Origin of the sequence: Xiashengella succiniciproducens (genome assembly GCF_023674465.1) — a bacterium.
In the GTDB taxonomy this organism is placed as follows: domain Bacteria; phylum Bacteroidota; class Bacteroidia; order Bacteroidales; family Marinilabiliaceae; genus Geofilum; species Geofilum succiniciproducens.
This window is the reverse complement of the sequence record NZ_CP098400.1, coordinates 486,765-505,732: the sequence shown is the minus strand read 5'-3', so window position 1 is coordinate 505,732 and position 18,968 is coordinate 486,765. Positions and strand designations below refer to the sequence as shown.

The following is an 18,968-nucleotide window of genomic DNA, read 5'->3' as shown; positions in this document are numbered from 1 at the left end:
TAATAACTTTGTGCTCCTAAACAGAGCTTTTAGCGATGGAAAAGACTCGTGTAGCGATAATAGACCTGGGAACTAACACCTTCAACCTCCTGATTACGGAGGTTGAAGGTAATACATATCGTATTTTACGTGAATCCAAGTATCCTGCCCGCCTGGGTGAGGGAGGTATTAACAAGGCGACAATTACCCCCGAAGCCATGCGTCGTGGAGTTGAAGCATTGACTTCCCACCTTATTACAATAAGCGAATATCAGGTAGAGAGTATTTTCTGTTTTGCAACCTCTGCAATAAGAAGTGCAACCAACGGAAGCGAGTTTGTAAGAAGAGTAAAGCAGGAACTAGGTCTTACGATAAGGGTAATTCCTGGAGATGAAGAAGCTCAGACCATCTTTGACGGTGTCAAACAGGTGATACCTCTTGGCGAGGAATACTCTCTGATAATGGACATCGGAGGAGGTAGTATTGAGTTTATTATAGCCAACAAGAACGGTATTGCCTGGAAAGACAGTTACAACCTTGGTGTAGCAAGGCTTCTGGAACAATTCGTGCCTTCAGATCCCATTAAGGACGAGGAGATTGCAAAGATTGAGAAGTACCTTGAAACAAGGACCCAGACCCTGATAGAAGCTGTTCAGCAGTTTCCCGTCGAAAGACTTATCGGATCATCAGGCTCCTTTGATACTCTGGCAGCAATTATTGCGAAGCGGGAATATCCCTTGCTGGAACTCTCCAAGATAACATCATTTAAGTTGAGGTCAGAAGCTCTTATAGAGACCCACAACTTGCTTATCACATCCAATACCGATGAACGCCGCATTATTCCCGGGATGGATCCCGACCGGGTTGATAATATAGTACCAGCAAGTATTATCGTTCAATGGGTATTGAAATGGGTTAAACCTATGGAGGTATGGCAGTGTTCATTCTCCCTCAAGGAAGGAGCCATTCTGCAGATAATAAACAGCGTCCTCTAAACATCAAAGGATCAGGAATAAACACATAGGATAATATGTCAAAGATACTTGTTATTGACGATCAGAAAAGTATCAGGAACACTCTGAAGGATATTCTGGAATATGAGAAGCATGAGGTTGTCCTGGCTGAAAACGGGCCCCAGGGACTTGAACTCTTCGATAATGACAAGTTTGATATAGTCCTTTGTGATATTAAGATGCCGGAAATGGACGGGCTTGAAGTTCTCCAGAAGATAATGGAGAAAAGTTCAGACACCCCTGTTATAATGATTTCCGGCCATGGTAATATTGATACTGCCGTTGATGCCATTAAGAAGGGAGCCTACGACTTTATTGAAAAGCCCCTTGACCTGAATCGTCTTCTGGTTACCATGCGCAATGCAGTTGAACGCAAGAACCTGGTAACCGAGACCAAGGTACTTAGGCGCAAGGTCAGCCGCACAACTGATATTGTCGGCGAGTCTCCTGCAATTCAGTCTGTTAAGGAACTCATTGAGAAGGTAGCACCTACTGACGCAAGAGTGCTTATTACAGGGGGTAATGGTACAGGTAAGGAACTTGTAGCGCGTTGGCTGCATGAGAAAAGCAACAGGTCCGAACAGCCCTTTGTAGAAGTCAACTGTGCTGCTATCCCATCTGAACTGATAGAGAGTGAACTATTCGGACATGAAAAGGGAGCCTTCACCTCAGCTATCAAGCAGCGTAAAGGTAAGTTTGAGCAGGCTGACGGAGGCACTATTTTCCTCGACGAAATAGGCGATATGAGTCTTGCCGCCCAGGCCAAGGTACTGCGTGCATTGCAGGAGAATGTGATTTCGCGTGTGGGCAGTGACAAGGATATCAAGATTGATGTAAGGGTATTAGCAGCAACCAACAAGAATTTGCAGAAAGAAATTCAGGCTGGTAATTTCCGTGAGGACTTATATCACCGATTGAGTGTTATCCTTATCCATGTTCCCTCACTTGCAGACCGCAAGGAGGATATTCCATTGCTGACAGAGCATTTCTCAAAGTTGATAAGTGAAGAACTGGGTCTACCAAAGCATGATTTTGATGCCTCAGCGATTGCTGCACTTCAGGAATTGCCATGGACTGGGAACATCCGGGAGTTTCGCAACGTAATTGAAAGGCTTATCATACTCTGTAACAACACCATCACCGATAAGGAAATCAAGATTTACGCAGCCCCTAGGTGGGAATAAGCCCCAAAATCCCCTTAAGCCAAAACCTGCCTTCCCAGCCTTAATATACTGTCGGTGAAAATTACGTAAAGTCAATAGCACCGGGCAATATAGAGGTCGTATGCCTCGTGGCATACGACAAAAAGTAAAAAAAATTATTATTTGAATACGTGTTAATTGGTATTGGTTTGTCTTACCTACTGACAAGTGTTATGCTTAGGTAGGTTTAGGATGATGATCCATAAGCCTGTTTTTTTATTGTATAAACTGATATTTAATGGAGCAATTGATTTCACCTCGTGCGGAAATTCATCCCGAGGCGATTATTGGAAAGGGTGTAACCATTGAAGCATTTGCCAAGATTGACAGCGATGTGATCATTGGTGAGGGAACATGGATAGGAGCAAATGTTGTAATATATCCAGGCGCCCGAATCGGAAAGAATTGCAAGATATTCCCTGGTGCTGTGATAGCCGCCGTGCCGCAGGACCTGAAATTTAAAGGCGAGTACAGTACGGTTGAGATTGGCAATAACACCACCATACGTGAGTATGTGACTATCAACCGTGGTACAGCATCCAAAGGTATCACTAAGGTTGGCAACAACACACTGTTGATGGCCTATACCCACCTTGGACATGATACCATCATCGGTGACAATGTTGTTATCTCCAACAACGTTCAGGTTGCCGGGGAAGTTACCGTCGAAGACTGGGCTGTCATTGGAGGAGCAAGTGCCCTTCACCAGTTCACCAGAATCGGTGCACATGCAATGGTTTCAGGAATGGCAGGTGTTTTGACCGACGTAGCCCCTTACACTAAGGTCTTTGGAGTTCCGGCCTCTTACATTGGTATCAACTATGTAGGTCTGAAAAGGCGTAACTTCACCAAGGAGCAGATAGAAGCAATTCACAATGCTTACAGGGTGTTCTACCAAAACGGGATGAACGCTTCACAAGCAGTTGATTATATGAAAACCTATCTGCCACTGTCTGAGGAAGTAGATTACATAGCCAACTTCATTAAGAGCTCAAAACGCGGAGTAATAAAGAACAGCTTTAAGAAAGCCGCTGTTAGCGAAGAAAGCATGTGATAAGTCCCGGCAATGGCAATTTTACCAGATCACCGGAAAGAGGAGACTGGCAATTTGCCTGATGGATAAAGAATATATAAAGAGGGTGCACCGGCAGGTACACCCTCTTTTTTCAATGAGCTGTTCGCTTCTTCCCTTGCGGCAGCTAGTATTTCAGTAAATTATTACCCCCTTTAGTGTCCAGCTAATTATCACCAGTAACACTTACTGAAATTGGGTTAGCATCAATATATACCAATATAGTATTGGTCAGCCCCTGTTCCTGCCAGTCTTGCACCAGTTTGCCCATCAGGACTTTCTGAGTCAACATCAAACATATAGATATTTCCATCCACTCCAATTGGCGAGAGCGCAATATAGAAGATTCCGTCGCGTACAGCAGAGGCCTGATATTGGGTAAGCCATAGATTGTCAGGTACATTTAGATCGACAACAGTTCCATTGACAAGGTCAACCCGAGCCAGCTTCCACATTGCAGAATAAGTAGGTTCTCCCTGGGGATTGACCCCAACCTGTACTTTGTCTTTGCTAAGATCCTCATAGGGGACATAACCGATGCCGTTTCCTGCATAAAACCAGCCGTTGCTATTGGCAGGCTTACCAAGCTTTTCACTGAGATCGAAGTCATATTCAACATACTCTCCATTTCTGATTTTAAGAATATGAACCTCCTCGTTGCCACTTGTTAGTTGCAAGATATCCCCTTCCTCGTCAACATATTGGGTTGAGGTACGATACCCGTTTGTAGCACCAAAATCATCGTCTGCGGCGATAATCTTTGGATTGCTCAACGTAGGGTAGTCAAGAACCAAGGTGAATGTTTTGTTCACATCAGCAGCCTCCCCTTTTGTTGCATCCCATTTTCTTACGGCAGCACCATAGTATAGCTTGCTACCAGACAGAACAGGTGCATCGATACGTGAGATAAAATAACCTTGAGCAGCAAGCTCCTCATCAAGCTCCACCTCAAGTGAGGCTTTGTAGCCGTCAACCATCCTCATCTTCTCGAGGTCAAGAAGGCCAATGCTGAGAACCATCTTATGTCTCAGATAAGCAGTTTCATCCACCTCATCATAAAGCGGAGTGGCATTGATATAGTGCAGGGAAGCAAGCTGATCATTAAGATGCGAAAAACGCAGGGCCTTAACACCCAGTGGCACTGACGCATCTATTCTTGCAACCCTTGTATAGCGGTCACCACCCAGGTATTGTAGTTTTTCGACAGTACCCACAGTGTAGTTTAGACTATAGAGATAGCTTCCATCAGCTGAGGCAAAGATACGTGCAGTACGTGAGGACTCTAGTTCGAAACCCGTAGTTGAGTTTATCACACCAGTACTCAGATCAGAAACACCCTGAACATAAGTTGCAGAGTTGGCACCGGTTCCGCTTGCAAAAGCAATATGAAAGTCATTTTCCACAGCCGGATTGCCACCTTTGGGGTCATTGTCATCCTCAGAGCAGGCGCTAAGCATAGCAAGAGCGATAGCTCCCATTGCAAAGACAGATTTGATATTTGCTGTTCTCATAGTACACTTATGTTATTTGTTTATGTTTTGATTCTATTTATCTCCAATCACAGGATAAAGTATGATAGCTTGGCATAGACAGCTCTTCCCGGCTTCTGCAGGCCGAAATTGTCATACACCTGTATATTTGCAATATTCTTGACATCGCAACTCAGGACAAACTTCCCTGATGGGAAGGTATAGGCCAGTCCGAGATCTATTGGGTATTGGGTGGGGATACGCGACAGGTTGGATGACCCCACATTGGGCCAGTTTCTTAGGAAGCCCTTTACATACAGGCTGTTAAAATGGAAGGTTGTTTCCGAACCATCCAGGAGCAGGTTCTTCACCTTGTAGCTCAGATTAGTGCTGAACTTCAATGAGGGCTCGTTGCGAATCTGCATGCGGTAAAACAGATAGGGATTGCCCTGGGCGTCGTACTTGGTGTTGAACAGGACATCAAACTTCGAGATATTAAAGCGGAAGCTGAACCTGTCAGAGTAGTTGTAGTTTAGTTCGGCATCAACGCCCGTGGTCATCACATCCTCAAGGTTTTCAAACTGGGTATAGACAAAGCTACCTGTGCGGATAGCCTCCCTGATCATGCCCTTAGTGTCGCGGTAGAAAAATGAAGCATTGGTATTGAAATAGTGATTACCGGTCGAGAACCTGTAGTTGAAGCCAAGGTTGGCATTAAAGCTCCTTTCTGGTTCCAGTTCCTTGGATGGTGGTAATAGATTGTCAGCTACATTACCAAACAATTCATTTGCATTTGGCAGGCGAAGGGTTTTTTCAGCCGAACCAAGGATAAAGAAGTTATCCCTTAGTGCATAAGAAAAGGTAAGTCCATAGCCTCCGTAATCTACATATTTACGGAAGATATCCAGCTTATACTGCCCAGCGTCCAGGTATGGCTCATTGGAAGTGACCTTTTGGAAATAGTGTTTGTAAAAGAGGTTGGTTCTGAGTCTGCTGTCAAAGGCAAGATTCTCATAAGTAACAGAAACTATGTTCTTTTGCAGGTCACGTGTATTGGCCAGTTTCTGTAGAGCTGGTGGTTCCAAGGGATCATAAGCATCCCTCTGAAAGTCGTTTAGGAGGTAGTTGAAATAGATACGGTTGTTGTCGTTTACAGCATAGTCAAGGTTAAGCCTTGCCGTATTAGTATCATCCCTGTTAATTGCAAGAGTTTTGGCACTGCCAACCTCTGCCCCGCTGCTGTACTTAACAAAGGAGCCATCCGGATATCTGATTGGGCCTGCCCAGTCGTGCATAATGCCCACAGTATCTATTGCCTGTCTTTTCAGGTAGGAATGAGCAGCATCAAGACTAAGTGTAAGGCCTTCGGTCAGGAAGTTTTTCTTAAGGTATTTAAGGGTGATCACAGCAGAATTACGTCTTGTATGTCTGTCACCGTAAACAACACGCATTGTAGCACCATTCTGCACTTCTTTGTAGTCTTGGGAAAGAATGGCTCCCAGCAAAAACTGGTCGGCCCATTTGACATCTGTGAAGCCTACGCCGGCCTTGAGGCCGGCTGAGGAATAAGCATCGTGGAAGCGCTTTACTTTTTTCCCTTCAGACTCAGTAATTACACCTTGGTAGTCCACGAAGTAGATATCCTCTCCCCATACTTTGTAATTATTATCACTATAGTTGTAGAATGCCGACATATCAAGTGTCAGCCCGTTTTTCCAGCGGTAATTTCCATTAATATCCCACTTATGGGTATTGAAAGAACCTGCTGAATATGAAGTTGACAGTGATCTGCTTCTGCGTTGCTTCAAAACGATATTGATTGCACCGCCCAGGGCATCCTCTGCAAGATAACCGGGAACCACCCCCTTGTATATCTCAATACGTTCGATAAGAGAAGGTGGGATACTGTTGAGTGAGAACGAAGATCCGAAGTTGGATGCAGGCATACCATCGATAAAAATCTTGACAGCATCACCCGACATCCCGTTGATATTGTAGTTGATCCTTGATCCCATTCCGCCATCCTGGCGTATCCTAACCCCGGCAGTTCTGTCCAGAAGTTCGTTAGTCTGCACTGACTGCACGGCAGTCTTTTGTGTCTCGATAACATTGACAGCAAAGCCTCTTGTTTCGATATCACGTTTGCGGGAAACCGAGCTTACCAACACCTCGCTGAGGTTCATCACAGCCCTCCTGACAGGTATGTCAAAGGTTTGTGAGGGCTTGTCAACAACAAGTATAAGTGTTTTATCCTCTGCCTCAATTGATCTTATGTCAAGTGTATATTGTCCGTAAGGCAGTTCGCTTAAGAGGTATTTGCCATCTATGTCTGTGATCCCATTTTTGTTTATCTCCCTGACCTGGATAATCGCACTTACAGCAGGTTGTCCATCTTCAAACCTGATAATACCATTTACATTCCCCTTTTGGGAATAAGCTGATGTCAGGGTTACAAAGAGCAATAGAATCATAGCAAACTTTCTCATTTTGGATCAATCAATCACATTTACACTATTTCGATAGTGCAATGTTAACAAGCCCACGGCGTTGCTACAATCCCATATTTTTAGGGTTTTACACTCCGATTAACTTGAATTCCCCTCAGTAGCACCAGGCGCTATCTAGCTGTTTTACAATACCTTGACCCTCACAGCCATTTCAAGATAAAAACCCGACCATTACTAAGACTAATTATAAATAGGGAGTAGCTGGATGATCCGGAGCATGTTGACCCCCTCTTTCAAAAGAATATGGTTTCCTAAGTCTATCAAAGTTCTCTGAATGCTTACAAATTAACCAAGTCAGCCGCTTTTGTGCCAAACGTCTGTTGTCAGTTCGGTGTTCTTTTCGTTTGTAGGTTTGTCGGTCGTTTTGCTCATTCGGTTGGTCAGACACACTATTTGCCATGCGTTCGCTGTTCTTCCTACTGATGAAAGTGGTAAATATATTCCACTACCTCAAGGTGGGAGTGGCCTTCCTGCTTGCTTTTGTGGGTGTCAAATTACTGTTCCATGGAAAACTTGCAGCCATTGGCTTTACATCAGCCCATTCGCTATATGTGATACTGGGCACAATAGTATTGTGCATTGTGGCTTCAATTATTTTCCCTGAGAAAAAGGAAGTTATTGAAGCAACTAAGAAGTAAATCATTACTGGGGAGCAAATCAATGCTGCCGCGGATAAGTATTTCTTTGTAAAGCCAGGCAGATAAAAGCACTGATGTGCAAACAGAGTGAGAGGTTTATAGGAAACGGCTATATAAAAAAGGTAGGGCTGAAGACCCTACCTTTTTGTCTGACCTATACCCTGAAAAACTTATTTCTTGCGTTCCTTTACAAGGTCCATAAAGTTGTCAAAAAGAAACTCTGTATCTGTTGGACCGCCTGATGCTTCGGGGTGAAACTGGGTAGAGAAGAATGGTTTCTTCTTGTTTCTGATTCCCTCGTTGGTATTGTCATTTAGGTTGATAAAGTAGGGTTCCCAGTCGCTGTCAAGGCTGTCGGTATCAAGTACAAATCCGTGGTTCTGGCTTGTGATATAGCACTTGTCAGTTCCAACCAACTTTACAGGGTGGTTGTGAGCCCTGTGCCCGTACTTCAGTTTGTGAGTAGATCCTCCGGCAGCGATTCCCATAAGCTGGTTGCCAAGACAGATACCGAAGATTGGCTTATCCCCTTGCAAAGCCTTACGTATATTGTTTACACTGGCTTCGTAAAGGGCTGGATTACCCGGTCCGTTTGAAAGCACTATTCCATCATATTCTTCCTGCGTAAAGTCATAATCCCAGGGCACCCTGATTACTGTGGTATCCCTCTTCAATAAGCAGCGGAGTATGTTGTACTTTGCACCTGTATCAAGCAGTACTACTCTGTATTTACCGTTTCCATAGACAAGCTTCTCCTTGGTGCTTACCATTGCAGCAAGGTTGTGGATGTCTGGGTTGTAAAATTCAACATCTACATCATCGGCAACTACCTTGCCGAGCATAGGACCGTTTTCGCGAAGCAGCTGAGTCAGACTACGGGTGTCGATGCCGAAAATGCCGGGAACTTTGTATTCTTTAAGCCAGTCACCAAGGCTCTTTTGAGCGTTCCAGTGACTATAGCCAAAGGAGTATTCAGAAATAACCAGTCCTGCAATATGAATCTCATCAGATTCATAGAATTTTGGAATTCCATTCTCTGTTTCCTTTGATGGAACCCCGTAGTTTCCAATAAGGGGGTAGGTTGAAACCAAAATCTGACCCTTGTAGGATGGGTCTGTTAAACTTTCGGGATATCCGGTCATTGCTGTATTGAAAACCATCTCACCCGACACGGAGCCATGATAACCGAAGGATTTTCCGGCAAACACGGAGCCGTCTTCCAATATCAGCTTTATTTCTTTTGCTTCAGACATATATGTTGTTTATTTCTCAGTTTCCTTACCTTCCCTTAAAGGCCGCGCAAAGATAAGATATTGTTCCGTTACGACATATATCTTCTTATCGTTTTTGCATAGGAACATAAACCCGCTGATTTGTTACACTCTTGTATGCAGGTCTGATAATCCTTGCGCTTGATGAAGTAACTTCCTCAATACGGTGGGCTGCCCAACCGGGAACTCTTGCAATCGCGAAAATCGGAGTATACAATTCCTCTGGTAGTCCTATACACTTGTATACGAAGCCTGAATAAAAGTCAACATTGGCTGCGATAGTCTTGCGCTGTCCTCCCTTAAACTTATAAAAAGCTTCTGGAGCCAGTCTCTCAACAGCCTGATAAAGATTGAACTCATCCTCCATACCTGCTTCCTTTGCCAGAGCACCTGCCTTCTCCTTAAGTAAAACACAACGGGGATCGGACAGGGTGTAGATGGCATGGCCTATACCATAGATCTTACCTGAATGGTCATAGCCTTCCTTCCTAAGCAGCTTTTGAAGATAGGCCTCAACCTCTGCTTCATCCTTCCAATCCTTTACATTTTGCTTGATGTCATTCATCATGCCAATCACCTTCATATTGGCACCACCGTGAAGCTCACCCTTTAGCGATCCCAAAGCAGCTGCTATGGAAGAGTAGGTATCGGTCTGAGCCGAACTAACCACGCGGGTCGTAAAGGTTGAGTTGTTACCACCTCCGTGCTCTGCATGGAGAACAAGTGCAAGGTCAAGGATCTCAGCTTCCAGAGCGGTAAACTTATCCCCCTTGAGCATGTATAGGAAGTTGGCGGCCAGACTAAGGTCTGGTCGCGGGTGACGAATCACCATTGAACGACGCTGAAAGGAGTGACGCATCGCAAAATAAGCATAAGCTACTATTACTGGAAAACGAGCAATCAAGCTTATTGACTGCTTAACCAGATTCTCCGGACTGTAATCCTCTGCATCCTTGTCAAGGGTATAAAGTCCAAGTACTGTGCGGGCCAGCATATTCATTATATTCCTTCCCCGCAATGAGAGTATCAGATTCTTGGACAGGGAAAAAGGAAGCTCCTGTTCCACTTTGATTATTGCATCAAACTCGGCAAGCTCTTCCTTAGTGGGAAGCTTTCCGGCAAGAAGCAGGTAACTGATCTCTTCGAAACCGTGACGACCCTCGGCCTGGAAGCCGCGGGTCAGGTCAGTTATCTCATAACCTCTGTAATAAAGCCGGCCGTGGACAGGGATGGTATTACCTTCTGCATCTTTTTCGTATCCCACAACATTACCAATATTGGTAAGGCCCACGAGGACGCCTGTAAAATCGGCATTTCTCAAACCCCTCTTAACATTAAACTTATCGTACAACGCCTTGTCGATATCCGAGCTTTGAACGGCGGCCTCAGCCAATTTCTTTATTACTACCATAGGTTTTTGTTTTATGTATTAACCAGCTTATTTATTGCATTGTTCACCTTGTCAAATGAGAACTGGGCTATGGTCTCATCAAACTTCTTCTTAATCGCTTCATTACACAGGTTGCCTATACTACCCTCGTGTGTATGATGTATGGAGTCAGGGGCTTTAAACTCTCCCCTCTCTATCTCCAGCCCCACTTCCTTATATGCATCCCTGAAAGGCATTCCTTCAAGAACTCTGCGGTTGACTTCCTCGACACTGAAGGCAAACTTGTACTTAGGATCCTTCATCAGATCCTTCTTGACCTCCATATTGGCTACTGCAAATATTGCCAGGTCTATACAGCTTAACAGCTCTTCAAATGCCGGGATAAATATTTCCTTAATAATCTGCATATCACGGAAATAACCGGATGGCAGATTTGTACATATCATCATTATCTGCTGAGGATAACCCTGCAGCTTGTTGCACTTGGCTCTGATCAACTCAAACACATCAGGATTCTTTTTGTGCGGCATAATACTCGACCCTGTTGTCAGTTCGTCAGGCAATGCGATAAAGCCAAAGTTCTGACTCATGTACATACAGGCATCTGCTGCAAGTTTTCCGATAGTACCGGCTATCGAAGCCATTGCCATGGTGAGCGTTCTCTCCATCTTGCCCCTGCCCATCTGAGCATAAACGACATTGTAGCTCAAATCATCAAAGCCCAGCAGTTGGGTGGTTAGCTTACGGTTGAGAGGGAAGGAACTTCCATATCCGGCGGCTGCTCCCAGAGGATTCTGGTTTGCTATCCTCCAGGCAGCCAACAACAGATGCAGATCATCTGCAAGACTCTCGGCATAGGCACCAAACCAAAGACCGAAGGACGAAGGCATGGCTACCTGCAAGTGAGTATAGCCGGGCATCAAATCATTCTTGTGTGCCTCACTGCGCTCTTGCAGTACGGTAAAGAGCTCCTCTGTCAGGGCGGCAATCTTCATAACAGCCGAACGGGCATACAGCTTGAGATCCAACAACACCTGGTCATTGCGGGAACGACCACTGTGGATCTTCTTGCCTACATCACCCAAAGCTCTTGTAAGCATCAGCTCAACCTGAGAGTGGATGTCTTCTATCCCTTCTTCAATCCGGATACCCTCAGTACCTGCTATCCGGTACAACTTCCTCAACTCAGCAAGGAGCAGATCCAGTTCCTCACGCTTGAGAAGACCTACCGACTCCAACATTATTATATGGGCCATACTACCAAGGATATCAAACTCTGCCAGTTCGGCATCCAGTTCCCTGTCACGCCCTACCGTGAAGTCCTCTATCTTCTTGTTAACAGGCTTTCCCTTGTCCCAAAGTTTCATTTCAAATTTAGTTAATTAGGAAATTACTAAGTGCAAGTCAACTGCAATAATAGCTAATATTTGTTAAGTATGCGACCAGGTATACTTTCATTTTAGAAGCAAACAGGACGAAGGCACAACATTTTCTCAATCCAGCCAACGTTTTTTCCCGGCTATAGCTCAAGTCCGTCAAGCAGAGCTATATAGGTTTCTATCCCCTTTCTGATCTCACTCAGCAAGATATACTCATTTGCCGTATGTGAGCGTGCAGAATCACCGGGACCAATCTTAACTGTATTAAAAGGCATAACGGCCTGATCGGAAGTGGTCGGTGATCCAAAGGCAGTCAGCCCCAGCTCTATGCCTCTCCTGACCAGAGGATGCTCCGTGGGTATTGATGATGAGTTAAGCCTAAAGCTCCTTGCTTTTAGTTCGCAATTAGGCTTTATAGCCCTTACCCTCTCCTGAATGATATTAAAGAGTTCCTCATTCCTGTAGCAGTCATTTACCCTGACATCCACCATAAAGCTGCACTTGTCGGGCACCACATTATGCTGGGTTCCGGCATTTATCCCAGTTACCGTCATCCTCACCTCACCAAGGAAGTCCGATACCTTCTCAAGCTTGTGATCCCTGAAAAACTCAAGTACCGGCATGGCCTCAGTAATAGCATTCAGGCCTTCGTTGCGTGCGGCATGTCCTGACCTGCCATAAACCACACCGTCAATTACAAGCAGACCCTTCTCGGCAACAGCCATCTGCGTTCCTGTTGGTTCACCTACTACGGCAAGATCTATCTTACCTAATATATCAAGAATAGATGCGACATTGTTTTGTCCGGAAACCTCTTCCTCGGCAGTGGCGGCGTAGATAAGATTGTATGCCTGGGGCTTGGCACTCAGATACCTGAATGCAGCCATAAGCGAAACCAATGATGCTCCTGCATCATTGGAGCCAAGTCCTGTAAGCTTATCCCCTTCAAGCACGGGAGTAAAGGGATCGCTCAACCAGCCGGATGTAGGCCTTACCGTATCAATATGGGAGTTGAGCAGGATGGTAGGCTTTGCAGGGTCAAGAGTGGCTGAACATACCCAGTTGTTATTGTTCCTCCTTTCAGGCTTGAAACCCATCCTTAGAAGGTAGTCCTCCATCAGATCTGCAGCCTCTCTCTCCTCACGGCTGAAAGAAGGAATTGCTATAAGCTTCCTGAGTATCTCTACTGCATCTTCAAATAATTGGTCTACAGTCATTGGCTATTTTTGGCAGTTCTCTATTTCTCTTTAAAGTCTCAATGCGGTTCCGCAATCTCCCCTGCTAAAGTCGTTTGCAGAGGTAATCCTTACAAGTGATACTCCTTTGCGCAGGGCTTCAAAACTGTTGTCCAGCTTGGGTATCATTCCACCTTCGATTACTCCATCCTGTTTCAGCTTTTCATATTCTGAAGGTGTTATCTCATTGATCACTGAGGATGGATCGTTGACATCTTTCATCACACCCAGCAGTTCAAAGCAAAAGACCAGGTTTACCTTGTATTTGGATGCCAGCGCTACTGCAACTGTAGAAGCCATGGTGTCGGCGTTTATGTTGAGCATAGAGCCCTTACCATCGTGGCTCAGAGGTGCTATCACCGGTATGGTTCCTGCACTTAGCAGGCTGTCAAGTGCGTTTGCATCAACGGCTCGGATATCTCCTACAAAGCCGTAGTCTATATTGCCTTTGGCGCGTTTGTCAGATACAACCACATTCATATCGGCTCCGGTAAGACCAATGGCATTTACCTTCCTTGCCTGCAGACCGGCAACGATGTTCTTGTTTACAAGTCCACCATACACCATTGTGACAACCTCCAGCATCGGGGCATCAGTAATACGACGGCCGTCAACCATCTTGGTCTCTATGCCCAGCTTTGCAGCAAGTGCGGTGGCAGAGCGACCGCCACCGTGAACCAGGATCTTCTTGCCTGCTACCCCACTAAAATCATCAAGTAGTTTCTTCAGGCTTTCGGCTTCCTCAACGACCTTCCCACCTACTTTTATAATGCTTAGTTCTTCCATTCTTACTTCATACTTTGAAGCATCCTCTTAAGCACCACCTGCATGGATACCACACGGTTGGCTGCTTCAGGGATTACTATCGAGTTGGGTCCTTCTATCACCTCATCACTAACTATCATGTTACGTCTTACAGGCAGACAATGCATAAACTTAGCATTGTTGGTAAGGGCCATCTTATTCTCGTCAACAGTCCATGAGCGGTCCTTGCTCAGGATCTGACCGTATTCGTGATAGCTTGACCAGTTCTTTGCATAGACGAAATCCGCTCCTGCAAGGGCTTTGTCCTGATCGGGTTCGTATGTCAGCCCCTCCATAAACTCGGGAGCCAGTTCATAGCCTTTTGGACAAGTCATCACCAGTTCCACATCAGCCTTCTTCATCCATTCCACAAAGGAGTTGGGCACTGCCTGGGGCAGAGCTCTGGGATGCGGAGCCCAGGTCATAACCACCTTTGGTCGCGGTTTGGTCTTGTACTCCTCGACAGTTATCAGGTCAGCAAAGGCCTGCAGCGGGTGACGTGTAGCCGACTCGAGGCTGATCACCGGACGACCACTTAGCTCGATAAACTGGTTGAGTATATGCTCTTTATAATCCTTGTCCCTGTCAACAAAGTCAGCAAAAGACCTTACTCCAATGATATCGGCATACTGCCCCATAACCGGCACAGCTTCACGGATATGCTCAGGTTTGTCACCATCCATCACTACCCCGTACTCGCTCTCAAGCTTCCAGCCGTCCTTGTTGATATCAAGCACTATAACGTTCATACCCATATTAGTAGCTGCACGTTGTGAGCTTAGACGTGTACGAAGGCTTGAGTTGAAAAATATCAGAAGCAGGGTCTTGTTACGTCCAAGATCCTGATCGGCAAAGGGATTCGCCTTAACATAACGGGCCTCATCAAGGGCCTTGCGCAGATCACCAAGATCTTCAGGTGTCAAAAATCTTCTCATCGTGTAATCACATATTAATTGGGGTCGCAGCCTTTGGGCTGGCGACCTGTTTACTTTATTTGATCCGCATCGGGCAATCGGCCTGGTGCATCTCCTTTCCTTCAAACTACGATATTAAGGGCGGGTCAGGCCTTCACTTTCAACCAGCCATTTGTAGCTGGTAAGCTCAGGCAGAGCCATCGGACCACGCGCATGTAACTTCTGGGTACTGATGCCTATCTCCGCTCCCATGCCAAACTGTGCTCCATCTGTAAAGGCAGTAGATGTGTTGGCATAAACTGCGGCAGCATCAACCTCCCTGAAGAAGCGCTGCTTGTTTGCCTCACTTGTAGTAATGATGCCCTCACTGTGCCTGGTACTGTACTTTGCAATATGCTTCAGTGCCTCATCCATAGATGCAGCTGTTTTGACCGACAGCACATAGTCAAGGTGTTCCTTGCCGAAGGCTTCCTCCCCGGCCTCCCTAAGCAGGGTGGCTGGATAATGTCCCTTAAGTGCTGCATAGGATGGTGCATCAGCCTCGATGCGGACATCCTTCTCTGCCATAGGTTCTACCAGATATGGCAGATCACCTAATCTGGATTCATCAATGATAAGGCATTCCAATGCATTGCACACGCTGACACGACGGGTCTTGGCGTTGAATATTACCTTGCGTCCCAATTCCTTATCACCTGTTGCATCAAAATAGGTATGCACCACTCCTGCTCCTGTCTCGATAACAGGGACTTTTGAGTTGTCCCTTACCGAGTTGATAAGTCCTTGCGAACCACGTGGGATAAGCAGGTCCACATATCCCACTGCATTCATCAGTGAGGTAGCTGCATCCCTCTCAGGGGGCAGTAGCTGTACCACCTCTTCGGAAATATTAAAAGCCTCAAGGCTTGCCTTTATTAATCTAACTATTGCCTGATTTGAGTTCCATGCATCCTGCCCACCTTTCAATACTGATACATTTCCAGACTTAAAGCAGAGGGCAAAGACATCGAAAGTAACATTGGGACGGGCCTCATAAATAACACCCACGACACCCATTGGTACTCTAAGCTTCTTAAGCTTAAGCCCATTGGGCATAGTCCTCTCTTCAAGCACGTCCCCAAGGGGAGAGTTCAGAGATGCCACATTCCGCAGATCTGCTGCGATGGTTTTGATCCGGTCTTCGGTAAGCATTAGCCTGTCATAGCGGGGATCCTCCTTGGGCATCTGATCCAGGTCAAGCTTATTGGACCTGAGCAGGTCGGGAATATTTGCACAGGCTCTGTCTGCAAGGTCAAGCAGCACCTTGTTTATCACCTCATTATCCAACTGTATCATAGTCGATACAGCATCCCTAGCTTTTACAATTTGAGCTTCTGCCAGCATTGAGAATATTTTTGGAAGCAGTTTCACAATCAGATTATTTGACTATACCTTTTTCTGTTTGCATATAGAGGGACAACTTGCTGTACAATGTAACCTTTTATATGCAATTTAGTGGAAAAGAACCAGATAATCATAATGTATCAGGGGTTTATACTTCTCATCACCCCAGTGTTCTTCGGCCTTCTTTCTCTCGTATTGAGCCCTGCCAATACCTATAAGCTTACCTTCTTTGTTGACTACCCTTAGCAGGTCTCCCTTTTCAAAATCACCGTTCATGCTGACGACTCCTGCCAGTAGCAAACTGGAGGCTTTGTGCGAAAACAAGGCTTTCTCAGCACCTTCGTTGACAACAACTTCCGAACTGGCAAAGCCTGTCGAATAGGCCATCCATTGTTTGACAGCTGGACGTGGAGTGCCGGGTACAAACAGTGTATGTGGTACTTTGTCGGGGCTACATACCAAATCAAGGATAATATTATCCCTGGTACCATTGGCGATTGCCACAGCTATACCTGCCTCTGCCGTATTACGAGCTATACGCCCCTTGGTGACCATACCACCCCGACCGAAGTTGCTTTTTTGTGTGGTAACAAACTGGGACAGGTCTGTTGAGTTACCTTCAATCCTGCTGATAAGTACAGAGGACGGATCCTTGGGATTGCCACTATAGACACCATCCACATTGCTAAGGATAAACAGCGCCTCAGTATTCATCATTGTTGCTACCAGTCCGGCCAGTTCATCGTTGTCGGTAAACATAAGCGCTGTAACTGATACTGCATCGTTCTCATTGATAATTGGAACTATGTTGCTGTCGAGCAATACCGACAGACAGTTTTTCATATTCAGGTAGTGCTCCCTGGTCCTGAAATCCTGTTTGGCCACCAGTACCTGGGCACAGGTGATGCCGTGTGAATCAAAGATTGTGGAATAGGTAGTAAGCAGTTTTACCTGTCCCACTGATGATAACAACTGACGCTCAGATACCGGATCCCGCTTCACATTTCCAGCTACCATACTGCGGCCGGCAGCTACAGCACCTGACGATACCAGTATTACCTTGATACCTGCACTGTGAAGCTGTGCTATCTGAGCGCTCAGATGCTCCATACGCTCACGGTTAAGGTTACCGTCAGGACAGGTAAGTACGTTTGAGCCAACCTTTATTGTGATTGATCTATACAAAGCTTTATTCTGTATTTCCATTACTTGTTCTCAGTTTTTCGAAATGCTGCGTTGATACCTAATATTATCGAAGAACTGAATCCTGCGTGTTCCATGGCATTCAAGCCGGCTATGGTGACACCCCCGGGAGTCGTAACCTTATCGATCTCTGCCTCTGGATGAGCATCCCCGTCAAGCAGCAGACTTGCTGCTCCCTTTACAGTCTGTGCCACCATATTGACAGCAGTTTCAGGGCTTAGTCCTATCTCAACTCCGGCTTCCACTGCAGCACGAATATACCTTAGGGCAAAGGCAGTTCCACATGATGCAAGAACAGTAGCAGCATTAATCTTATCCTCAGGGATAAACTCAACAATGCCAAGTCCGGAGAAAAGAGATCCTACCAGTTTGATATCACCCTCTGAAGCATTAACCGAACAAACAGCAGTAACAGACTCACACACAGCAACTGCAGTATTTGGAATAGCACGGAAAACTGTAAATCTATCTCCGCTGGCTTCCTGCAACTTTTTCAGGCTGACTCCTGCTGCCAGAGATATTATTACGGCAGAAGGAGCAAGTGAGTCAACAAGGCTGCCAAGTACCTCTTCAACCTGCCAGGGTTTGACTGCCAACAACACTATGCTGGCATCCTTAACTGCGGCAATATTATCCGAACCAGTTATAAGCCCCTTATCAGCAAGAGGCTTTAGCAGTTCTGCATTGCGACGAGTGATATGTATGCGGTATTCGGCAATCAATCCAGCTCTGATCATTCCTTCAGCCAGTGCTGAGCCTAGTTTTCCGCCTCCAATGATTGCTAACTTTCCAGATTCCATGTTCTTGTTTTTTAGGGATTTCTACCTATCAGTCCACATCTGGCAGATTGTCTGTTCGTTTGCAGTGAAAACGCCTAAACAGGCATCCTCCCAGGGTTAGCATTACATGCTTTCAGCCCTGCCCTTAAAGTCGGGTACATCCACATGCGACCAGTTCTCGCCAGTCCTGATGCGATAGAGTTGCATCTCACTGACACCAAACTGCTTGGCAATGATACGAAGTTTGGTCTTGCGACCGGGATCCAACAACTTCTTTTTTAGTCTTATAACCTGAGTACTGGTAAGCTTCGGACCACATTCAGGGCAACGCATCCGGGCTTTCTCCCTACTGCGGATAACCTCAGGGTTTTCCTGCTGGTGCCTTAGGGACTCATCTTTTGTTGCCCATTTCAGGTTGCCTACGTAATTATTGCCCTTATTATAATCCAGATGTAAGACACACTCTTGTCCTTCTTCGGGTTCACCAAGAAATAATCTTGCCACAAGCTTGTGAATGTAATATGTAGTGGACTTACCAAAAGGTCGAAGCGGCAAGGTCCTGTATCCTTTGATGCAGCCCCCGCCTACAAGCACTCCTTCCGACATATCTTCACCGTAGCTGATCACACGCCCATAGTTGCTGATTGCATACTTCTTTCTCAGCGCTCCTTCAGGAAAATCTATCTCCTTCCATTCTTCGTTCCAATAGGATTTAATCATATCATAAGGT

General features: G+C 45.8%; 16 protein-coding genes. 4 read left to right on the top strand and 12 right to left on the bottom strand.

Translation table 11 applies throughout. The features are described from left to right. The first annotated feature begins 35 nt into the window (after window positions 1–35). The 3 genes from M9189_RS02090 (at window position 36) to lpxA (ending at window position 3,248) form a co-directional block, all read left to right on the top strand. The gene (locus M9189_RS02090; protein ID WP_250724271.1) at window positions 36–974 is read left to right on the top strand and encodes a Ppx/GppA phosphatase family protein; all 939 of its coding nucleotides are present in this window, start codon (window positions 36–38) and stop codon (window positions 972–974) included. A gap of 35 nt (window positions 975–1,009) precedes the next feature. After that, a complete protein-coding gene (locus M9189_RS02085) occupies window positions 1,010–2,176 on the top strand; it encodes a sigma-54-dependent transcriptional regulator (protein WP_250724270.1) in 1,167 nt (388 codons plus the stop codon). Window positions 2,177–2,432: 256 nt separating this feature from the next. Continuing rightward, a complete protein-coding gene (lpxA, locus tag M9189_RS02080) occupies window positions 2,433–3,248 on the top strand; it encodes an acyl-ACP--UDP-N-acetylglucosamine O-acyltransferase (protein WP_250724269.1) in 816 nt (271 codons plus the stop codon). A 224-nt stretch (window positions 3,249–3,472) separates the two neighbouring features. On the opposite strand, the gene M9189_RS02075 is transcribed toward lpxA, so the two are convergent. Together M9189_RS02075 and M9189_RS02070 are read right to left on the bottom strand one after the other, a co-directional pair. Beyond that, window positions 3,473–4,777 carry a hypothetical protein gene (locus tag M9189_RS02075; RefSeq protein WP_250724268.1) on the bottom strand — a complete coding sequence of 435 codons (1,305 nt, stop codon included), beginning with the start codon at window positions 4,775–4,777 and terminating at the stop codon, window positions 3,473–3,475. Between the two features lie 47 nt (window positions 4,778–4,824). Beyond that, window positions 4,825–7,221, bottom strand: coding sequence for a TonB-dependent receptor (locus M9189_RS02070; RefSeq protein WP_250724267.1), 2,397 nt, complete (start codon window positions 7,219–7,221; stop codon window positions 4,825–4,827). Between the two features lie 443 nt (window positions 7,222–7,664). On the opposite strand from M9189_RS02070, the gene M9189_RS02065 reads away from it, so the two are divergent. After that, window positions 7,665–7,880, top strand: coding sequence for a hypothetical protein (locus M9189_RS02065; protein WP_250724265.1), 216 nt, complete (start codon window positions 7,665–7,667; stop codon window positions 7,878–7,880). 170 nt (window positions 7,881–8,050) lie between these two features. Here M9189_RS02065 and carA read toward each other — a convergent pair whose 3' ends face one another. The 10 genes from carA to M9189_RS02015 form a co-directional block, all read right to left on the bottom strand. After that, on the bottom strand, window positions 8,051–9,133 hold the full coding sequence (gene carA, locus M9189_RS02060; RefSeq protein ID WP_250724264.1) for a glutamine-hydrolyzing carbamoyl-phosphate synthase small subunit: 1,083 nt from the start codon (window positions 9,131–9,133) through the stop codon (window positions 8,051–8,053). 85 nt (window positions 9,134–9,218) lie between these two features. Further along, window positions 9,219–10,562: a citrate synthase gene (locus tag M9189_RS02055; RefSeq protein WP_250724263.1), complete on the bottom strand. Its 1,344-nt coding sequence runs from the start codon at window positions 10,560–10,562 to the stop codon at window positions 9,219–9,221. Window positions 10,563–10,573: 11 nt separating this feature from the next. Next, window positions 10,574–11,908 carry an argininosuccinate lyase gene (gene argH / locus M9189_RS02050; protein WP_250724261.1) on the bottom strand — a complete coding sequence of 445 codons (1,335 nt, stop codon included), beginning with the start codon at window positions 11,906–11,908 and terminating at the stop codon, window positions 10,574–10,576. A 152-nt stretch (window positions 11,909–12,060) separates the two neighbouring features. Next, window positions 12,061–13,137, bottom strand: coding sequence for a M20 family metallo-hydrolase (locus tag M9189_RS02045; protein ID WP_250724260.1), 1,077 nt, complete (start codon window positions 13,135–13,137; stop codon window positions 12,061–12,063). A gap of 30 nt (window positions 13,138–13,167) precedes the next feature. Continuing rightward, the gene (argB, locus tag M9189_RS02040; protein ID WP_250724259.1) at window positions 13,168–13,941 is read right to left on the bottom strand and encodes an acetylglutamate kinase; all 774 of its coding nucleotides are present in this window, start codon (window positions 13,939–13,941) and stop codon (window positions 13,168–13,170) included. Window positions 13,942–13,943: 2 nt separating this feature from the next. After that, window positions 13,944–14,894 (bottom strand): N-acetylornithine carbamoyltransferase, encoded by a 951-nt coding sequence (locus M9189_RS02035; RefSeq protein ID WP_250724258.1) that lies wholly within the window; start codon window positions 14,892–14,894, stop codon window positions 13,944–13,946. A 114-nt stretch (window positions 14,895–15,008) separates the two neighbouring features. Continuing rightward, window positions 15,009–16,283 (bottom strand): glutamate-5-semialdehyde dehydrogenase, encoded by a 1,275-nt coding sequence (locus tag M9189_RS02030; protein WP_250724257.1) that lies wholly within the window; start codon window positions 16,281–16,283, stop codon window positions 15,009–15,011. A gap of 81 nt (window positions 16,284–16,364) precedes the next feature. Next, window positions 16,365–17,462 carry a glutamate 5-kinase gene (proB, locus tag M9189_RS02025; RefSeq protein WP_250724256.1) on the bottom strand — a complete coding sequence of 366 codons (1,098 nt, stop codon included), beginning with the start codon at window positions 17,460–17,462 and terminating at the stop codon, window positions 16,365–16,367. Next, on the bottom strand, window positions 17,462–18,259 hold the full coding sequence (proC, locus tag M9189_RS02020) for a pyrroline-5-carboxylate reductase (protein ID WP_250724255.1): 798 nt from the start codon (window positions 18,257–18,259) through the stop codon (window positions 17,462–17,464). The genes proB and proC overlap by 1 nt, the downstream gene beginning before the upstream one ends. 102 nt (window positions 18,260–18,361) lie before the next feature. Next, on the bottom strand, window positions 18,362–18,958 hold the full coding sequence (locus M9189_RS02015; RefSeq protein WP_250724254.1) for an NUMOD4 domain-containing protein: 597 nt from the start codon (window positions 18,956–18,958) through the stop codon (window positions 18,362–18,364). Window positions 18,959–18,968: the final 10 nt, after the last annotated feature.